The sequence below is a fragment of the Paracoccus alkanivorans genome (assembly GCF_003697785.1).
GTDB classification, from domain to species: Bacteria; Pseudomonadota; Alphaproteobacteria; order Rhodobacterales; family Rhodobacteraceae; genus Paracoccus; species Paracoccus alkanivorans.
Genome location: NZ_QOKZ01000001.1, coordinates 883569 through 899321, shown reverse-complemented (window position 1 = coordinate 899321; position 15753 = coordinate 883569). Strand labels below are relative to the sequence as shown.

At 60.9% G+C, this 15753-nt stretch carries 15 protein-coding genes and 2 pseudogenes; 8 read left to right on the top strand and 9 right to left on the bottom strand.

Annotation, left to right across the window (positions count from 1 at the left end; genetic code table 11):
* Positions 1-56: 56 nt before the first annotated feature.
* The 6 genes from C9E81_RS04465 to C9E81_RS04440 all read right to left on the bottom strand — a co-directional run bounded on the left by C9E81_RS04465 (position 57) and on the right by C9E81_RS04440 (position 5157).
* Positions 57-965 carry a LysR family transcriptional regulator gene (locus tag C9E81_RS04465; RefSeq protein ID WP_122111057.1) on the bottom strand — a complete coding sequence of 303 codons (909 nt, stop codon included), beginning with the start codon at positions 963-965 and terminating at the stop codon, positions 57-59.
* Positions 965-2104, bottom strand: coding sequence for a M20 aminoacylase family protein (locus C9E81_RS04460; protein ID WP_122111056.1), 1140 nt, complete (start codon positions 2102-2104; stop codon positions 965-967). The genes C9E81_RS04465 and C9E81_RS04460 overlap by 1 nt, the downstream gene beginning before the upstream one ends.
* Before the next feature lie 4 nt (positions 2105-2108).
* On the bottom strand, positions 2109-2993 hold the full coding sequence (locus C9E81_RS04455; protein ID WP_122111176.1) for a VOC family protein: 885 nt from the start codon (positions 2991-2993) through the stop codon (positions 2109-2111).
* Positions 2993-3775, bottom strand: coding sequence for a serine acetyltransferase domain-containing protein (locus C9E81_RS23520; RefSeq protein ID WP_122111055.1), 783 nt, complete (start codon positions 3773-3775; stop codon positions 2993-2995). Before C9E81_RS23520 ends, C9E81_RS04455 begins: the two co-directional genes overlap by 1 nt.
* Positions 3776-3888: 113 nt before the next feature.
* A complete protein-coding gene (locus C9E81_RS04445) occupies positions 3889-4596 on the bottom strand; it encodes a DUF899 family protein (RefSeq protein ID WP_208021085.1) in 708 nt (235 codons plus the stop codon).
* A 120-nt stretch (positions 4597-4716) separates the two neighbouring features.
* Positions 4717-5157, bottom strand: a complete 441-nt coding sequence (locus C9E81_RS04440) for a VOC family protein (protein ID WP_122111054.1) — start codon at positions 5155-5157, stop codon at positions 4717-4719.
* 107 nt (positions 5158-5264) lie between these two features.
* On the opposite strand from C9E81_RS04440, the gene C9E81_RS04435 reads away from it, so the two are divergent.
* Positions 5265-5912, top strand: coding sequence for a winged helix-turn-helix transcriptional regulator (locus tag C9E81_RS04435; RefSeq protein WP_208021084.1), 648 nt, complete (start codon positions 5265-5267; stop codon positions 5910-5912).
* 393 nt (positions 5913-6305) lie between these two features.
* Here C9E81_RS04435 and C9E81_RS04430 read toward each other — a convergent pair.
* The 3 genes and pseudogenes from C9E81_RS04430 to C9E81_RS04420 form a co-directional block, all read right to left on the bottom strand.
* Positions 6306-6511: pseudogene (locus tag C9E81_RS04430) on the bottom strand (transposase); the annotation flags it as partial.
* Positions 6512-6830: 319 nt separating this feature from the next.
* Positions 6831-7214: pseudogene (locus C9E81_RS04425) on the bottom strand (transposase); the annotation flags it as partial.
* Between the two features lie 248 nt (positions 7215-7462).
* A complete protein-coding gene (locus C9E81_RS04420) occupies positions 7463-8437 on the bottom strand; it encodes a sugar-binding transcriptional regulator (protein ID WP_122111053.1) in 975 nt (324 codons plus the stop codon).
* Between the two features lie 164 nt (positions 8438-8601).
* Between C9E81_RS04420 and C9E81_RS04415 the strand changes: the two genes are divergently transcribed.
* From C9E81_RS04415 to C9E81_RS04390, 7 genes are all read left to right on the top strand, one after another.
* The gene (locus tag C9E81_RS04415; RefSeq protein ID WP_122111052.1) at positions 8602-9543 is read left to right on the top strand and encodes a sugar ABC transporter substrate-binding protein; all 942 of its coding nucleotides are present in this window, start codon (positions 8602-8604) and stop codon (positions 9541-9543) included.
* 67 nt (positions 9544-9610) lie between these two features.
* Positions 9611-11122, top strand: coding sequence for a sugar ABC transporter ATP-binding protein (locus C9E81_RS04410; protein WP_122111051.1), 1512 nt, complete (start codon positions 9611-9613; stop codon positions 11120-11122).
* Complete coding sequence (locus C9E81_RS04405) at positions 11119-12102, top strand: ABC transporter permease (RefSeq protein ID WP_122111050.1); 984 nt, start codon at positions 11119-11121, stop codon at positions 12100-12102. Before C9E81_RS04410 ends, C9E81_RS04405 begins: the two co-directional genes overlap by 4 nt.
* Positions 12103-12110: 8 nt before the next feature.
* Positions 12111-13166, top strand: a complete 1056-nt coding sequence (locus tag C9E81_RS23105; protein WP_243698488.1) for a thiamine pyrophosphate-dependent dehydrogenase E1 component subunit alpha — start codon at positions 12111-12113, stop codon at positions 13164-13166.
* 3 nt (positions 13167-13169) lie between these two features.
* Positions 13170-14159: an alpha-ketoacid dehydrogenase subunit beta gene (locus tag C9E81_RS23100; protein ID WP_208021083.1), complete on the top strand. Its 990-nt coding sequence runs from the start codon at positions 13170-13172 to the stop codon at positions 14157-14159.
* The gene (locus C9E81_RS04395; RefSeq protein WP_122111049.1) at positions 14156-15403 is read left to right on the top strand and encodes an alpha/beta fold hydrolase; all 1248 of its coding nucleotides are present in this window, start codon (positions 14156-14158) and stop codon (positions 15401-15403) included. Before C9E81_RS23100 ends, C9E81_RS04395 begins: the two co-directional genes overlap by 4 nt.
* Positions 15396-15728 (top strand): carboxymuconolactone decarboxylase family protein, encoded by a 333-nt coding sequence (locus tag C9E81_RS04390; RefSeq protein WP_122111048.1) that lies wholly within the window; start codon positions 15396-15398, stop codon positions 15726-15728. The genes C9E81_RS04395 and C9E81_RS04390 overlap by 8 nt, the downstream gene beginning before the upstream one ends.
* The last annotated feature ends 25 nt before the right edge of the window (positions 15729-15753 follow it).

Sequence of the window (15753 nt, the reverse complement as noted above, 5' to 3'; positions counted from 1 at the left end):
GGTGTTCCTGAATAGCCGATAATTATCGCACGTAGTGTTGCCATATTGGCAACGCCTTAGCCGCGAAACGCTACCATATGCGCGGCGAGATATTCGGCGGTGAGCGCTGTCGATGAGGGCAGCCGCCGCCTTGCGCGGACCATCAGATGGGCGCTGACATGCTGAAGCGATTCCTCGTCCAGATCGACGATCGCCACCTCTCCGCGTGCCGCCTGTATCGAGGCCGAAAAGCGCGGTAGAAAGGTTCCTCCCATCCCCGCGCCGACATAACGGATCAGCGCTGCGATCGAAGATGTCTCGACCTGCGGGCGCAGCGCCAGCCCCTGATCGCTTGCCGCGCGACCCACCAACGTCCTGATGGCGTGGCGGGTGTCCAGCATCGCGATTGGCCGCGCCAGCATCTCGGCCAGTGGGATTCGGTCATGCCGGGCCAAGGGCGACCCGGCTGGAACGATGGCGCAAAGCGGCTGCCGCGAGATGGCGAGCGAAGCCGTTCTTTCGGTAGGCACGGGGTTGTAGGCGATGCCGATATCCGCTTCGCCGTCGATCACCCGCCGTTGGATTTCCTCGGTTCCGGCAAGATCGGCGCGAAAGCGCAGTTGCGGCTGCGCAAGGCCCAAGGGCGCCAACCCGTTCTGCATCAGATCGGCGGCAAAGCCCTCGCCGACTGCGATGCGCACCGCATGGCCGCCGCTTTCCCGGAACCTGCCCAATTGATCCAGCAAGAAGGTCTGTTCGTCCTGCATATGCAGCGCGTGCTCACGGACCAGCCGCCCGGCATCGGTCAGGGTGATCCCCTGTGCACTGCGTTCCAGCAGCGTGACGCCCAGCCGCGCTTCGGCATCGGTCAGCTTTCGGCTGACCGCAGATGGCGCGATGTTCAGCCGCTCTGCCGCCCGGCGGATCGAGCCTTCCTGCGCCACGACCAGGAATTCCCGCAGGAACCGGTTGCTCAGCCCCTCCATCAATCGCCGGTGGCTTGGCGCGCCAGCCTGACCCAGAATTCCGCACCGGTAGGCAGAATCGCGTCGTTGAAATCGAACTTCGCCGAATGCAGCCCGGGATTGTCGCCGTCGCGCCCGGCACCCAGCCAGATATAGGCCCCGCGCCGCTCGTTCAACATGAAGGCGAAATCCTCGGACGCCATGCTGGGACCGGCCTCGGCAGTGTTCAGTCCCATCGTTCCGCCCAGTTGCCGGGCAAGTGCTGCCTCGGGGGCGCTGTTGATCGTCGCTGGATAGCGGCGCTGATAGTCGACCGTTGCCCGGCATCCATGCGCCGCCGCAATGCCCTGCGCCACCTCGGCCAGCCGCGCCTCCAGAACATCGCCCGCCTCTTGCGAGAACCACCGCGCGGTGCCCCGCAGGACGGCCCGGTCAGGGCAGATATTCCATGCCGACCCGGTATGGATCTGCGTCACCGAGACCACGCCGGGCACCAGTGGCGAGAGCCGCCGCGCCGGTAGTTCCTGCAATGCTCCAGTCATTCGGGAGGCCGCTGCGACCACACCATCGCTTTGCTCGGGCATCGCGGCATGGCCACCGCGCCCCTCGATAACGATTTCGAAGACGGCAAAGGCCGCCATCATCTCGGAATCGCGGGCGACCAGCCGGCCCGGAGGCAACCCCGGCCAGTTATGGATGCCGTAGACTACGTCGCAGGAGAATTCGCGGAACAGTCCTTCTTCTACCATCACCCGTGCACCGCCGTCGTTTTCCTCGGCGGGCTGAAAGATCAGCGTGACGGTTCCGCTCCGAACCCCGTCCGCCGCGATCTTCCGGGCGGCCAGCAGCAGCATCGCGGTATGCCCGTCATGGCCGCAGGCATGCATTTTTCCGGGATGGATCGAGGCGTAATCGAGCCCCGTCGCCTCTTCGATGGGCAGCGCATCGATATCGGCGCGCAACGCGATGAAGGGTCTGCCTTCGCCTAGCCGCGCCACGACTCCGGTCCGGGCGAGGCCTCGGTGGACCTGCCATCCCCAGCCTTCCAGCAACCCGGCAATCAGTTCGGATGTCCGGTTTTCCTGAAAGCCCAGCTCGGGATGGCGATGCAGGTCGTGCCGCCACGCGATGGCTTCGGAGATGTGCTCGTTGTCGAACATGCACTTATCCTTCCTGAAAACTCAGCAGAATGCCGCCCAGCCGGTCCACTTCGGTCAGCACCAGATAGCGACCGATCTCTCTATAGGCGAAATCGCCCGACTGCAGGAAGGGGTGGAGGCGGTTCAGATCGGTGACGCGCAGATCCAGCGACGCGACCGAGGGTGCGCCGTCCGGGGCCAGCATTTCGGGCACTGGCCCGAACAGCGCCTCGGCATCGCAGCGGCTGGCCACCCTCCACCAGCCGTTACCGGTGCGAACCCGAAAACCCCATGCGGCCGGCTCTGCCGTGACGCCATGCAGGCATTGCAGCCAGTCGCGGACCTGGTCCTGATCCTTTGGTTCGGCAAGGATGGTGGCCGAGGCAAAGCCGGTCGCGCCATTCGGATGGTCCATCCATTCCGGAAACTCGATCAGGTCGCGGCGGAATTGCTGGCAGGCGAACATCGACAGGCGCGGTAACCCCGGATGGGTAAAAACCTTCAGAACGGTCGAGGTGCGGTCGGCCGTGCCATCGGCCAGCATCACGTCGCGACCGAAGCGGATCGTCCCTTCGCAATGACCGCCCCGCGAAACCACCGCCGCCGCGTCGGCCTCGGCATCGTCGCTGTAAAGCGCGCTCAGCGCCACGCCCTCGCGCTGGGCCAGATGCGAGGCGACATGCCGACCAAAGCGGAACTCTCCGGCGGGATAGCTGTCCAGCAGCCCGTTGTTCCAGATACCGACAAGCTCCAGCAACTGCCGCCGGAAGATCACCAAAGCGGTCGAGGTGCCCCATGGATGCCGTCCCGGCGGCTTCATTGCGAAGCCCAGCGACCGGTAGGTTTCACGTGCCGTTTCCAGATCGCGAACGGTAACTAACGGGTGGTCGATGCCCAATGCCCCGGTCATCATTCTCTCCCGATCCGGTCTGCAGGTGCGAAGCCCTGAAACCCGCCGGGCCGCCTTTCGCGTGGTTCGGCCCTTGGTCCCGAGACCAGCCCGCCGGGGGGCACCGGGCGGGTGACGACCGCCCCGGCGGCGACAACGGCACCCGCACCGATCTCGATGCCGCCAAGGATCACCGCGCCCGCGCCAATGGTGGCGCCCCGGCGAAGCCACGGATGCCGCTGCTCGCCGCGATCGGCCAGGGTGGAACCGAGCGTGACCCCGTGCCAGAGGCTCACATCATCCTCGATCACTGCCGTCTGGCCGATCACCACGCCCAGCCCGTGATCCAGCCAGACTCCACGGCCGATCCGCGCCTGCGGCATGATATCGGCCCCAAGAGCGCGGGTGAACTGGCCCTTGACCGCCAGCGACAGGGAATGCCGTCCCCGCCGCCACAGCGCGTTGGTCAGGCGATAGGCCAGCAGGACATGATAACCATGGGCGAAATGCAGCGCTCCCGCCATGCCTCGGGGATCGATGTCGCGGGCAGTCGTCGCCGCCAGATCAGTCAGGGCGGCATCAACCGCCTGCGTATCGTCTCGAAACGCTTCTTCCGCCAATTTTCGAACCGACTGGCGGGCGGTGCCTTCGGGCAGGCAGGCAGACAGGACAGACGCGAACAGCCGGGGTATGTCGGACACGGAGGAGGGGTCATAGCCGAATAGCGGGGACAGGGCGGGTTCGGCGGCAAAGAGTTCCGCCGTGTCGTGGATCAATCGGGTGGATGTCTCAGTCGCTGTCATGGTTCATATGCCGCCTGTCGTGCCGACTGTCAGCATGAACCAATCGGCGATCCGATCAAGCCAGGATTTCAGCTCACTATGTTGCCGAAATGAGAACGCGCGGCTGCCGATGTTCAGTCGTCATATGCAAGTTTCGGATACCAATCGGTGCCCCGGCCTTCGGGAGTGGTGTCGAGCAGGATCCATAGCGGGTTCATATCGGGGGCATTATGCGGGTCCTGGCCGGGATCGGCCATTTTCGAACTACCCTCGGCGCTGTAGAAATGACGGATCCTGCCATTGTCGCGTTGAAAGACTGTGTAGGCAGGCATGTCGGCGTCTCGACCACCGACGAAATCCTCGGTGAAATCTCCGCTCGGATCGGAATAGAGCCTGAGATGCTTCCAGCCGCGTTCGCGCCCATAGGCGGCGATCCGTTCATAAGGCGAGCGCGCGACGACCGCGAGCGCGATCCGCTGTTCCAGATGCGGAACCTCCGGGTCCCACGAGCTTAGCTGTGCAGTGCACATCGGGCAGCCTTGCTTGCGTTGGGGGCCATACATCATGCTGTAGATGACGAGCGTATCGTGTGTGCGGAACAGGGCGTCGAGGCCAACCTCGCCATCCGGTCCGACAAAGCGATAATCCGTCGTGACCTCCCCGCCCGGCGGAAGCGCGCGCCGCATTTCCCCGACGCGCCAGATATGGCGACGAAGTTCGATCTCTTCGGCAAGCAATGCGTTGCGCGCCTTGCGATATTCGGCGGTTTCATTGGGGAAGCTGGCTTCGTTCAATCGCGCAAGCTCCGCTGCGGGTACGAGTTTTCCGGTATCGGTCATCATCCTGTCTCCTTCCCTTGTTGGCCGTCGAGCGGTCCTGCCGGATGCCCGGCGGCACTGATCAGTTCGTGAAAGACATCGTGTGTCTTGCCCTGTCGTTTCGATGACAGAGCTGGCAGGGCGTTACTGCGCCGCCGCCCCTTCGCTCCATGCCGCCATCGCCTTGTCGACATCCATCCACACCAATTCGAAGATGTGGCCGTCGGGATCCTCGAAGCTACGGCCATACATGTAATCGCCCATCTCCTGACGGGGCGTTGGATCGGCCTTTGCCCCCGCCGCGATAGCCTTTGCCAGAGTGGCATCGACTGCCTCGCGACTATCTTCGCTGAGACAGATCAGGGCTTCGGCCTGCGTCTTGGCGTCAACGATCTGCTTTGATGTGAAATCGGCAAAACGTCCGTGGCTCAGCAGCATGATTGTGATCGTTTCCGAGAAGACCATCATGGCCGCGGTGGCTTCGTGGCAAAAGCGCTCATCCTTGGTGGCGCCGATTGCCTGATAAAAGGCGGTGGATTTTTCTACATCGGCGACGGGCAAGTTTACAAAGATCATCCTGGGCATCTCGGCTCTCCCTGAATTTCGAGATTCGGTATTTGACGAGGATTCTCCATCAAGTTATAAAATACAACACAAAAGTTAATAATAATAACTAAAATGGTGAAGCAGCAATGAAACGCTGGTATGACGACGCATGTGGCACCGCATTCGCGATGGAACTGATCGGGGAGCGTTGGGCGCTGCTGGTGGTGCGTGAACTCATGTTCGGACCGCGCCGTTTTGGCGATCTTCGGGCCAGTCTCAACGGGATCAGCGCCAATGTGCTGACCCAGAGGCTGGCAGGGCTGGAGCAGGCCGGGATCGTGATCCGGCGCAAGCTACCGCCGCCTGCATCGGTGTGGGTCTACGAACTGACGCCCTGGGGTTATGAAAGCGAAGAAGCGATCAAGGCGCTTGGCCGATGGGCGACCAGATCGCCCGCGCATGACCCGACATTACCCCTGTCGGCGACGTCCTTGATGCTGTCCTTCCGGACGATGTATGCGGGTGGGATCGAGGCGGTGATCGGTTTCCGGCTGGAGGGGGAGGGGTTCGTCGCGTGTGCCACCCGAGACGAGATCGCCATTCGCCGGGACCAGCCGGAGGCAGTCGATGTGACATTCAGCGGATCCCCCATGGCGATTGCCTCAATCGTCTATGGCGGCCGTCCGATCGGCGCGGCACAAGACTCTGGCGATCTGCGGTTGGAGGGGAACCGTAGATTGGCAGAAGATTTCGTGAAGCTATTTCCTCTGCCGCAAAAAACAGACATGATGTGACCACCTGTTATATGGTCTGCACATGCGTCGGCGCTTCGAGATGATTGTAGGGAAGATGCTTGGATTGACGAGATGACCGAGAGCTGAAGTCACGCGGGGTGGGTAATGTCGCATACCGGTTCTGAAAGCGGCTTGACGGATACCAAATCTTGAAAAACTGCTCTCTGAAACTCGTTGGAAGTTCACCTCGCTTTTTTATACAGCTACTTGCAGGGAATGTCGGTATTGGTGGTTGCGAATTCCTCCGCAACCAAAATTTCCAGAACAAGGAACTCGCTAAACCGGTCGGTCGGCGGGATTTTGTTTTGAATTCCTTTTTATAATAATAAAAATCAATGACTTATGCCTAAGTGTTCGGATCGGGAGGCGTGTGCCTCGCAACCACACACATGCTGGAAGACCGGTCAGCAGCTTGATCATCAGGCAGATCTGGATGGCGGCATCCGAAAATACCGCTGGCCGCCCCGGATGATCTGCTTTGGCTGCAAGCCAGTGCATGTTCCTGTCCAGCCAGATCAGCAGAGAGCCGCGCTTGGGAAACGTAGCATTGTCGTAGACCAGTTCGTCCTGCGGTCGCGGGTGGGACAGAGCTTGAGTATACTCCACCTCTAAGATCATGGGGGCGCAATGTGAATCCCGGACCAGTTCGAGTTTTGCAACATATGTAACCGCCCCTGGCGCTGGAGGATTTTGAAGCTACTTTAACGCATCGTCGGGTGCTGACATATGTCCGGCCTCTTGATGTGGCGTCACATATCGCAGGGCCAGTATGATGTTTGCGGATCGGCTCCAAATCAACGCCGCGTGTTCGATGGCACTTAGTTACAGGCTGGTTTTTCCGATCCCGTCTCATGACCGCTGCTCCAGTCTGCTCTTTGCCCTCTTTATGCTCCGACGTCCTCGCGGCCGATGGCGGGCTTATCCTGTCACGGCCGGAGCTTGGTATTCTTCGCCTTTTGCCGTCAACGCCCAAACGATACTCGCCATCTTGTTGGCGAGTGCCACACGCACCAACATCGGTGGTTTGCGCGACAGCATTCCCGCCAGCCATGTTTCCGGCAAGACATGTTGCTTGATAATGGTACTGTTGGCGCCGATGATCGGCAATCGTCGCAAGGATCGTTCGCCCATCTTCGCCGTGGCTCCGAGCCGCTATTCGCCGCCCGTCGAATGCTGGCAGGGTGTGAGGCCCGGCCAGATTGCAAAATTCCGGGTCTTGCGGAACGCCTCGGGCGGCGGTGCAAGGGTGGCAATGGCCGTGACGATAAGGGGACCGATGCCCGACACGGTCATCAGGTGCCGAAAGCCGTGAGAGTATGCAAATGCCGGTTAAATGAAGTGTCGGCGCGACAAGCCTGACAGGTTTCAGCCAGCCCAAGTTGGCGAGGCAAGTTTGAGGACGGGGAGAGATTTGGTAAAGCTAATAAAATGAGCTGTTGCAAGTGGCTGTCGTTGGCGTTCGCAAGATTGCTGCCCGGCCCTCGTGGTTCAATGGTTTGCTGAGAGCTGTGGCAAAAACTGCCCACTTGCTTGCGTCCCATGGCACCAACTTACTCGTTGTCGCAGATCCGGCAGGCAGTGTCTCCGTCGATGACAAGCGTCTTGACTATGCCGCTGTTCAGAAGCGCCAGCGTTGCTTCTGCCTTTTCTACCCCACCGGACAGGAGCACCGTATGACTTTCGCGCAACTCGTCGAAGCCCACGGCAATTGTACGGTTGTTGAGCTCATGCTCGACTGGTCTGCCGATGTTGTCGAAGAATATGCCGTTTGTATCGCCAACCGCTCCTGCGCGATGAAGTTCGGCCAATTCCTGATCGTCGAGCATGCCGGTGCTGTGCAGCAGCGAGGTTTCGGTAAGCTCGCCCACGGAGATCAGCGCCATATCCGGCTTTCGGGCCATCTGGAGGACTTCTGACACGATCTTCTGTGAAATCAGTACCTCGCGGGCTTCGGGGCTGTCTGCAATGAAGGGAACGGGAAGGAAATAGCCTTCCCCACCGGTGATGCGCGATAGAGCCTGCACAACCTCGAAAGGATTGAAGGCGCTGTTTGCAGTCAGCGAGCCCATGAGGCTGACAAACCGAGCCTTGGGCGCGTTGAGTCCGGCGATCTGCCTGGTCATCTGATCCAAAGTCCTGCCCCAGCCGGTGCCAATTGTGGCTTCTGGGGCGGCTGCCAGGAAATCGCGCAATAGCCGCGCGGCGATAGAGCCTACGGCGCGGCGGGAAAACGCGCCGATTTCGGGAAGGCGTTCCGAAGCCGGGCCGAGGTCGAGGGCGGGCGAACAAATGCATCTCTCGAGGCCGAAGCGGCCGGCGATTCGGTCCTCGACCTCCATCAGGCCGTTATGCTTCGTGTCGATCGTAATGGAAACGATTCCCTCTTCGCGGGCAAGCTGAAGCAGCTTGTTTACCCGTGCGCGGGTCGTGCCAAGGCGCTCCGCCGTTTCCTCCTGGTTGAAGCCTCCGAGGTAGTAAAGCCAAGCAGCCCGGCTCATGAGCTGTGTTTCCGAGAATTCCGTCATGAAGGTGATTTAATCCTGTTCCGAAGCGGTTGGCGAGCACCAAAATCAGGCTGATTACACCAAGGATATTACAAATGTAATTCAACTTGACAATAGTAATTTTGCTGGTGATTATAGCGCCAGAGATGCCGGAGGATGCATCTGGGAATGACTGGGAGGTTTACATGAAAGCTGTATTTACAGCCGCTGCGGTTGTTGGGCTCGGTCTGGCCGCGACGACGGCATCCGCGCAAGAAGCGCTGAATATCGCCTGGGTTCACTCGAACGCGGCGGCGCAATCCGAACAGCGCGTTCGCGCGGGGTTCGAGGAATGGCTAGAGGCCGGGGGGTATGGCTGGAATGTCAGTTTCCTGGATTCCGGCGGCTCGGGTGAGGCGACGGCCAGCAACCTCCAGGATGCTGTTGCCCGTGGCGTCGACGCAATCATCATCACCATGTCCGATCTGAGGGCTTCGAAAGCCGCGATCGATGTCGCCATCGAGGCGGGCGTGCCGATTTTCTCGGTAGATAGCGGTTTCGTGGACGGCGTCATGGTGGATGTCACCACCAACAACTGGGCGATGTCCGCCGATGTCTCGCCTTATCTTCTGGATAGTCTAGGCGGCGAGGGCAATCTGATCTTCTTCCGCATGGCTGAACACCACGGCACGCGCAAGCGCGGCGATGTCATGGCACAGGTTCTCAAGGAATATGGTGACGTCAAGGTGCTGGCCGAGCACAATATCGACTACACTGCCTTTTTCGAAGATACGACGTCGAGCATGCAGGATTACGTCGCCCGCTTCGGCGAGGATATCGATGCAGTCTGGGCGCCGTGGGACGAACCGGCACAAGCGACCATCAACGTGATGAAGGCGGCGGGGCTTACGGATGTCAAGGTCATCGGCATCGACGGCCACCCGCAGGCGATCCAGGAGGTTTGCAAACCCGACAGCATGATGATCGCCACAGTCAGCCAGCCCTTCGAGGGCATGGGTGAGCAGGTCGGTGAATGGATCAACGCTATCGTCGTCGAAGGCAAGCCGCGCGAAGAGGTGATCCCCAGCGATATCGTCTATATGGATGCACCGCTGGTCACCAAGCAAAACTGCAAGGATTTCATGTAATTCATTGTTGGCGGCACGGATGCGCCGTGCCGCCTGTTCCTGAAACGGGTTTGACAGGAGGATACGCATGGCCGTAACCCTCTCGGATATCGTCATGGATTTTCCCGGCACCCGTGCGCTCGATCATGTCAGCGCCGAGTTCCGTTTTGATGAAGTGCACGGGCTGGTGGGCGAGAATGGTGCGGGCAAGAGCACCTTCGTCAACGTCCTCGGCGGCTCGTTGCGATCGACCGAAGGCCAGCTTGCCCTCGACGGGCAGCAGATACGGCTGGACAGCCCACATGACGCATTGTTGCGCGGCATTGCACATGTCAGCCAGGAGGGCAGCCTGGTCCCCACTTTGACCGGGGCGGAAAATATCATGCTGGGGGCCGAGCCACGCCTGCCCGGCGGGATCATGCGTCGCCGGGCCCTGCGCAGCTCTGCGCAGGAGGTCGCGAAAAAATGGTTCCCGCAGCTTGACCTGCCGCTTGATCGTCCGGTGATCGACCTGCCCATGGCCGAGCGTAAGGTGATCGAGATCCTGCGCGCCCTTCGCGGCAATATCCGCTTGCTTATCTTGGACGAACCCACCGCGACATTGGAGGCTCGGGAGAAGCGGCAGTTATGGGAGATTATCCGTAGCTTGCCGCAAAACGGGGTTGGCGTGGTCCTGATATCGCATTTCCTGTCGGAGGTGGTGGAACTGTCGGACCGTATCACCGTGTTGCGCGATGGACGTCAGGTCGCAACGCTGGACAGATCCGAGGTCAGCGAAGCGAAGCTGACCGATCTCATGCTGCGGCGCGAGGCAGGCATGGCTGCGAGTGATCAGCGGCCTGTGGCAGCGCCTGCAGAGACGGGTGAATGTGTTCTATCGTTGCGGAATTGGCAAGCCGGATCGGTCGTCATGCCGGAGTTCGATCTGCACTCCGGAGAGATCGTCGGGCTCATCGGGTTGACCGGTGCGGGGCATTTTGGCTTTGCGCGCTCGCTTTATACCCATCAGGGCGTGGCATCGGGCAGCATTTTCGTCGGCGGGCAGGCAGTTGCCGGCAAGGGAATCCGTGTCATGCAGCGGGCCGGAGTGGCCCTGGTTCCCGATCACAGGATGGAGAACGCGCTTGCGGGCGACGGATCCGTTGTCGAGAACCTGTCGATGGTGCATCCACAATTTGCTGCCAGTCGAGGGGTGATCAACCGGCGCCGCGAAAGGGCCGAAGCTGCACGGATCATTGGGCAGCTCAACGTCAAGACGCCGTCGCAAAACCAGTTGATCCGCAATCTTTCGGGCGGAAACAAGCAAAAGGTCTCGATCGGGAAATGGCTTTACGGAGCCGGGGATCGTTATCGCGTACTGATCTTCATTGAGCCGACCGAGGGTGTGGACATCGGGGCGAAACGAGAGATCTACACGCTAATGCGCCAACTCGCGGCCCGGGGGGCGGCGATTCTGATCGCCTCGTCGGATCTGGGTGAAATCGCTCAGGTCTGCCACCGCGCCATTCCATTTGTCCACGGCTCTCCGCAACCCGGCATTTCTGCCGGCGAGTTTTCCGAGAGCAGGTTCATTTCCGCCATATCAGGGGAAGCCGCATGACCGTCAATTCCGCAGCCCGGATTGGAGAAAGCAGCACCGGCAAGCGCTCGGATTTCCTGCAGCGCTATTCGACGCTTGTCGTTCTGGTGTTGATGTTTCTGGGGTTCTCAATCTTTGTCGACCGTTTTCTGACGCCGTTCAACCTGTCGAACATCTTTCAGCAGATCGCTATCCTGACCATCGTAGGTGCAGGGCTGACTTTCGGTTTCGCCGCTAAGGAGATCGACCTGTCGGTGGGTTATACCGTCGGTCTGGCAGGAATTCTGGCGCCCGTCCTGCTGGTCGATGGCTGGCCGCTGGCCGTGGTGCTGGTAGCGGTTCTGGCATCAGGAGTGCTGGTCGGGCTGGTCAACGGCTTTCTGGTGACGCGCATCGGTATTCCGTCGCTGATCGCCACGCTTGCCACCGGCTCGATTCTTTTCGGCATCAATTTCCTGCTGACCGAGGGGCGCGCGATCTATGGCGGGATACCCGCGTCTTACCTGGCGCTTGGGCAGGGGCGCATCGCCGGGATTCCGAACCTGGCCTTCTTCATGCTGGCCGCGGTCCTGATTGCCTGGTTCGTGATGGAGCGGACGGTGTTCGGACGTTACATCTATGCCGTCGGCGGCAACCAGAAAGCCGCCGAGCTCTCGGGTGTCCGGATCACATTCTACCGGATGGCAGCACTGGTTCTGGTATCGGTTTTCGCCGTTGTCGCCGGTGCCCTGCTAGCCGCGCGACTGGGGTCGGGTCAACCGAATGTGGGCGAGCGTTACCTGCTGGACGGGCTGGCCACGGTTTTCATCGGCATGACCATGTTCCGGCCCGGCACCGCCACGATTTTGGGTACGTTCTGCGGTGCGCTGTTTATTGGCGTCATCAATAACGGCCTCAACCTGATCGGAATGGACACTTACGTCCAGAATATCGTCAAGGGCGTCATCATCCTGATTGCCGTCGCCATTGTGTCGCGCACAACGAAACTCAACCTATTGTGAGAACAGCTATGACTCAGGACGTGAACATGGCCGCGCCCGCCGCAGCGGCGTCCGGATCGAATACCGAACTTCTGCCTATGTATCGGGATATGCGCCGGGTGCGCAGCTTTGAAGAGCGTGTGGGCGAGTTGTTCGTGCGCGGACAGTCGGCGGGCTCGATGTTGCACCTGTCGATTGGCGAGGAAAGTGCGGCGGTGGGCGTGGCGAGCCTGATGCGGAAGGGCGATACCTTCACCACCCATCACCGAGGGCATGGCATCTTCCTGGCGCGCGGAGCGGATCCCAATCGGATGATGGCCGAGATCGCTGGCAAGGAGAGCGGCTATTGTCATGGCAAGGGCGGCTCGATGCATATCGCGGATATGGGGCTTGGCCATCTTGGCGCCAATGCCATCGTTGGCGGCGGCATTCCTGCGGTGGTCGGCGCGGGGCTGGCTTCGAAACGCGCCGGGCGGGGGGATGTCTCGATTGCTTTTTTTGGCGACGGGGCGATGCAGCAGGGAATCCTTTACGAGAGCATGAATATGGCTGCCCTGTGGGATCTGCCGGTGATGTTTGTCTGCATCAACAACCAATACGGCATGGGCACGCGGATCGAACAGGCAACCAGGGGTGTCGAGTTGCATCAGCGAGCCCGTGCGCTCGGCCTGCGCGGCGAGACTGTGGACGGGCTGGATGTGCGAGACGTGCGGGAGGTCGCTCAGGACCTGATCGACGGAGGCCGGGCGGGAAATCCAGCGTTTCTTGCCATCGATTGCTACCGCTTTTTCGGCCATGCCCGCATGGATAAAAGCCCCTATCGCAGCGAAGAGGACGAGACACAGGGCCGGGCCAAGGATCCGGTGAAATTCGCGAGGCAGGCATTGCTCGATGGTGGTGCGGATGAGGCTGAACTCGCGGCTCTGGACGGCGAGATTTCCGCCGAAATGGATGCGACCATCGATTTCGCTGTCGCGGCGACGCCACCACCCCTGACATCGATGTTCCGCGACGTCTATGCGTCGGACCAGCCGGAACCCGAACCGGTTCGCACTCGCATCGACCGTATTCTGGCAGTGGAGTGAAGCATGGCCGAGATGACCTATAGAGATGCCCTGAAACAGGCATTGCGTGATGCCATGACCGAGGATGACAGCATCTTCGTAATGGGTGAGGAAGTCGGCCGTTATGGCGGAGCTTATGGTGTGACCAAGGGTCTCTACGAAGAATTTGGGGCTGACCGGCTTCTGGATACGCCGATTTCCGAACCGGCCATCGTCGGCGCGGCGGTTGGTGCGGCGATGTCCGGCATGCGCCCGGTCGCCGAACTCATGTATGTCGATTTTATCGGTATGACCATGGATCAGCTTGGCAATCAGGCTGCCAAAATCCGCTACATGTTCGGTGGCCAGATCGGCGTGCCGATGGTGTTGCGCACGCAGGGTGGTACGGGGCGTTCGGCCGGGGCGCAGCATTCGCAGTCGCTCGAAGCCTATGTGATGCACACGCCCGGTTTGCGCCTTGCCATGCCCGCCACGGTGGCGGATGCCTATCATCTGCTGCGCGCCGCCCTGCGCCAGCCCGACCCGGTGGTGTTTATCGAGCACAAGTCGCTTTACGCGATGAAGGAAGAGGTTAATCTGTCCGCTCCGGTTCCCGAATGGGGGAAAGCGGCGGTTCGTCGTGAGGGTGGCGATCTGGTGATCGTGACCTATTCGCGACAGGTTCATTACGCCATGCAGGCGGCGCAGGAGTTGTCTAAAAAGGGTGTCGAAGCGGCAGTGATCGACCTGCGCACGCTCAATCCGCTCGATTTCGAAACTATCCGCAGACATGTCGAGAAAACCGGCCGGGTCATGGTTGTGTCCGAAGCTGCGATGACAGCAGGGGTCGCGGCCGAACTCTCGGCCAGGATTCACGAGGAATGTTTCGACTACCTGGCCGAACCGGTCGTTCGGGTTGCCGGAGAGGATATCCCGATCTCGGTTTCCGTCGATCTCGAGGCGAACTCGGTTCCCACGCCGGGCCTGATCCGGGATGTGGCTGAACGGATGGTCGCAGTGAGGAGCGCGGCATGACCGTTACCCTGACCATGCCCCGACTGGGCGAGACGATGGAGGAAGGCACGGTCGCATCGTGGCTGATCGAACCGGGACAACGGTTCAAGCGGGGCGATGCCCTCGTCGAGTTCGAGACCGACAAGACGGCAGTCGAATATCCCGCACTCGGTCCCGGCCTGCTGGTCGAGGTTCTGGCGCAGCCGGGCGATGTCGTGCAACTGGGTGCTCCGATCGCGCGAATTGATCTTGAAGGAGCGGATGACTGGGTTACGGAAACTGTGCCGGAGGAGGGTGTCGCAGACGGCGAAACACCGGTCGCGGATGCAGAGAACGATCTTGCCGTATCTGTGGGCAACAGCGACGTCGTGGCGAAGGAGGCGGAAGGCGGTCCCGTCAGGGCGACGCCGCTGGCTCGACGGGCTGCGCGCAGGGCGGGGCTGGATATTACCCGGCTGCGTGGCACCGGTCGTCGCGGCCGGATTGAACTTTCCGACATTCAGGCGGCAGAGGGTCGGACCTCTGGTGGGTTGGCATCAAGCTATTGGGGGCCGGAGGGCGGCACTCCGGTGCTGCTCGTGCATGGTTTCGCGGGGGATCGCATAACCTTTGAACAGCTTGGGAAAGGGTTGGGACGGGCCGGGTTGCGTGCGAGGGCCGTTGACTTGCCTGGCCATGGCGAAACCGTTGACGAGGCCGCGGGATTCGACGATCTGGTTGCCGCCTTGCTGGCAGAGCTTACACCGGCCCGACCTGTGCATCTGATCGGGCATTCGCTGGGTGCGGCAGTTGCAGTTAGGGCAGCGAGGCAGGGCGGGGCGGCGTCACTGACGTTAATCGCGCCCGCCGGCTTGGGTCTTGGCATCGACCACGAATTCATAACCGGCATGGCCGAAGCTGCCAGTCCTGGGACCGTGAGTCATTTGCTGCGCCGGCTTTCTAACCGCGCTGCCGGTTTTTCCGAAGACATGATTTCCCGTATTCACGTTGATCTGTCTCGTGGAAGGCTGCGGGAACTGGCCGCGAATATCGCTCCGGAAGGCAGGCAGGGTGTCGATGTCGTGCCCGATCTGGCAGCACTGGCCGCTGAACTGCCTGTCCGGATCATTATCGGTCATCGCGATGCCATTCTGGACTGGCGCGATGCCGTGCAGGTATCGCCGCGTATTGCGGTTCATCACCTGCCTGCCGCCGGACATATGCCGCATTGGGATTCTCCGGCCGAGGTTCTGGATATTATCGTGAAGGGAGTGAGAGATGGTTGATACCGCCGCGCAACTGACATCCGCCAGGCGACGGATGGAAGAGTTCGCCAAATCCGCACCGGGATTGATGCAAGGGTTTGCGGCGGTCTCGAAAGCCGCGACCGCTTCGCACGGTCTTGATTCCGCCACACGCGAGCTGATCGCGGTGTCCATTGCCGTGGCGAAAGGCTGCGACGATTGCATCCTTTATCACATTGACGCTGCTAGAAAGCATGGCGCGTCGGAAGATGCCGTTATCGCCGCATTGGAGGTTGCCGTTGAAATGGGTGGGGGCCCCGCGGTGATGTATGCCGCAAAGGCGCTGGAGGCTTGGCGGGCCGCCTGATCCGGAGGCGGGAGGACGACGAAGG

Bases quoted from the DNA above. Each gene is read 5' to 3' on its own strand.
- C9E81_RS04465 (WP_122111057.1), bottom strand. From the start codon at position 965: ATGGAGGGGCTGAGCAACCGGTTCCTGCGGGAATTCCTGGTCGTGGCG.
- C9E81_RS04460 (WP_122111056.1), bottom strand. From the start codon at position 2,104: ATGTTCGACAACGAGCACATCTCCGAAGCCATCGCGTGGCGGCACGAC.
- C9E81_RS04455 (WP_122111176.1), bottom strand. From the start codon at position 2,993: ATGACCGGGGCATTGGGCATCGACCACCCGTTAGTTACCGTTCGCGAT.
- C9E81_RS23520 (WP_122111055.1), bottom strand. From the start codon at position 3,775: ATGACAGCGACTGAGACATCCACCCGATTGATCCACGACACGGCGGAA.
- C9E81_RS04445 (WP_208021085.1), bottom strand. From the start codon at position 4,596: ATGATGACCGATACCGGAAAACTCGTACCCGCAGCGGAGCTTGCGCGA.
- C9E81_RS04440 (WP_122111054.1), bottom strand. From the start codon at position 5,157: ATGCCCAGGATGATCTTTGTAAACTTGCCCGTCGCCGATGTAGAAAAA.
- C9E81_RS04435 (WP_208021084.1), top strand. From the start codon at position 5,265: ATGAAACGCTGGTATGACGACGCATGTGGCACCGCATTCGCGATGGAA.
- C9E81_RS04420 (WP_122111053.1), bottom strand. From the start codon at position 8,437: ATGACGGAATTCTCGGAAACACAGCTCATGAGCCGGGCTGCTTGGCTT.
- C9E81_RS04415 (WP_122111052.1), top strand. From the start codon at position 8,602: ATGAAAGCTGTATTTACAGCCGCTGCGGTTGTTGGGCTCGGTCTGGCC.
- C9E81_RS04410 (WP_122111051.1), top strand. From the start codon at position 9,611: ATGGCCGTAACCCTCTCGGATATCGTCATGGATTTTCCCGGCACCCGT.
- C9E81_RS04405 (WP_122111050.1), top strand. From the start codon at position 11,119: ATGACCGTCAATTCCGCAGCCCGGATTGGAGAAAGCAGCACCGGCAAG.
- C9E81_RS23105 (WP_243698488.1), top strand. From the start codon at position 12,111: ATGACTCAGGACGTGAACATGGCCGCGCCCGCCGCAGCGGCGTCCGGA.
- C9E81_RS23100 (WP_208021083.1), top strand. From the start codon at position 13,170: ATGGCCGAGATGACCTATAGAGATGCCCTGAAACAGGCATTGCGTGAT.
- C9E81_RS04395 (WP_122111049.1), top strand. From the start codon at position 14,156: ATGACCGTTACCCTGACCATGCCCCGACTGGGCGAGACGATGGAGGAA.
- C9E81_RS04390 (WP_122111048.1), top strand. From the start codon at position 15,396: ATGGTTGATACCGCCGCGCAACTGACATCCGCCAGGCGACGGATGGAA.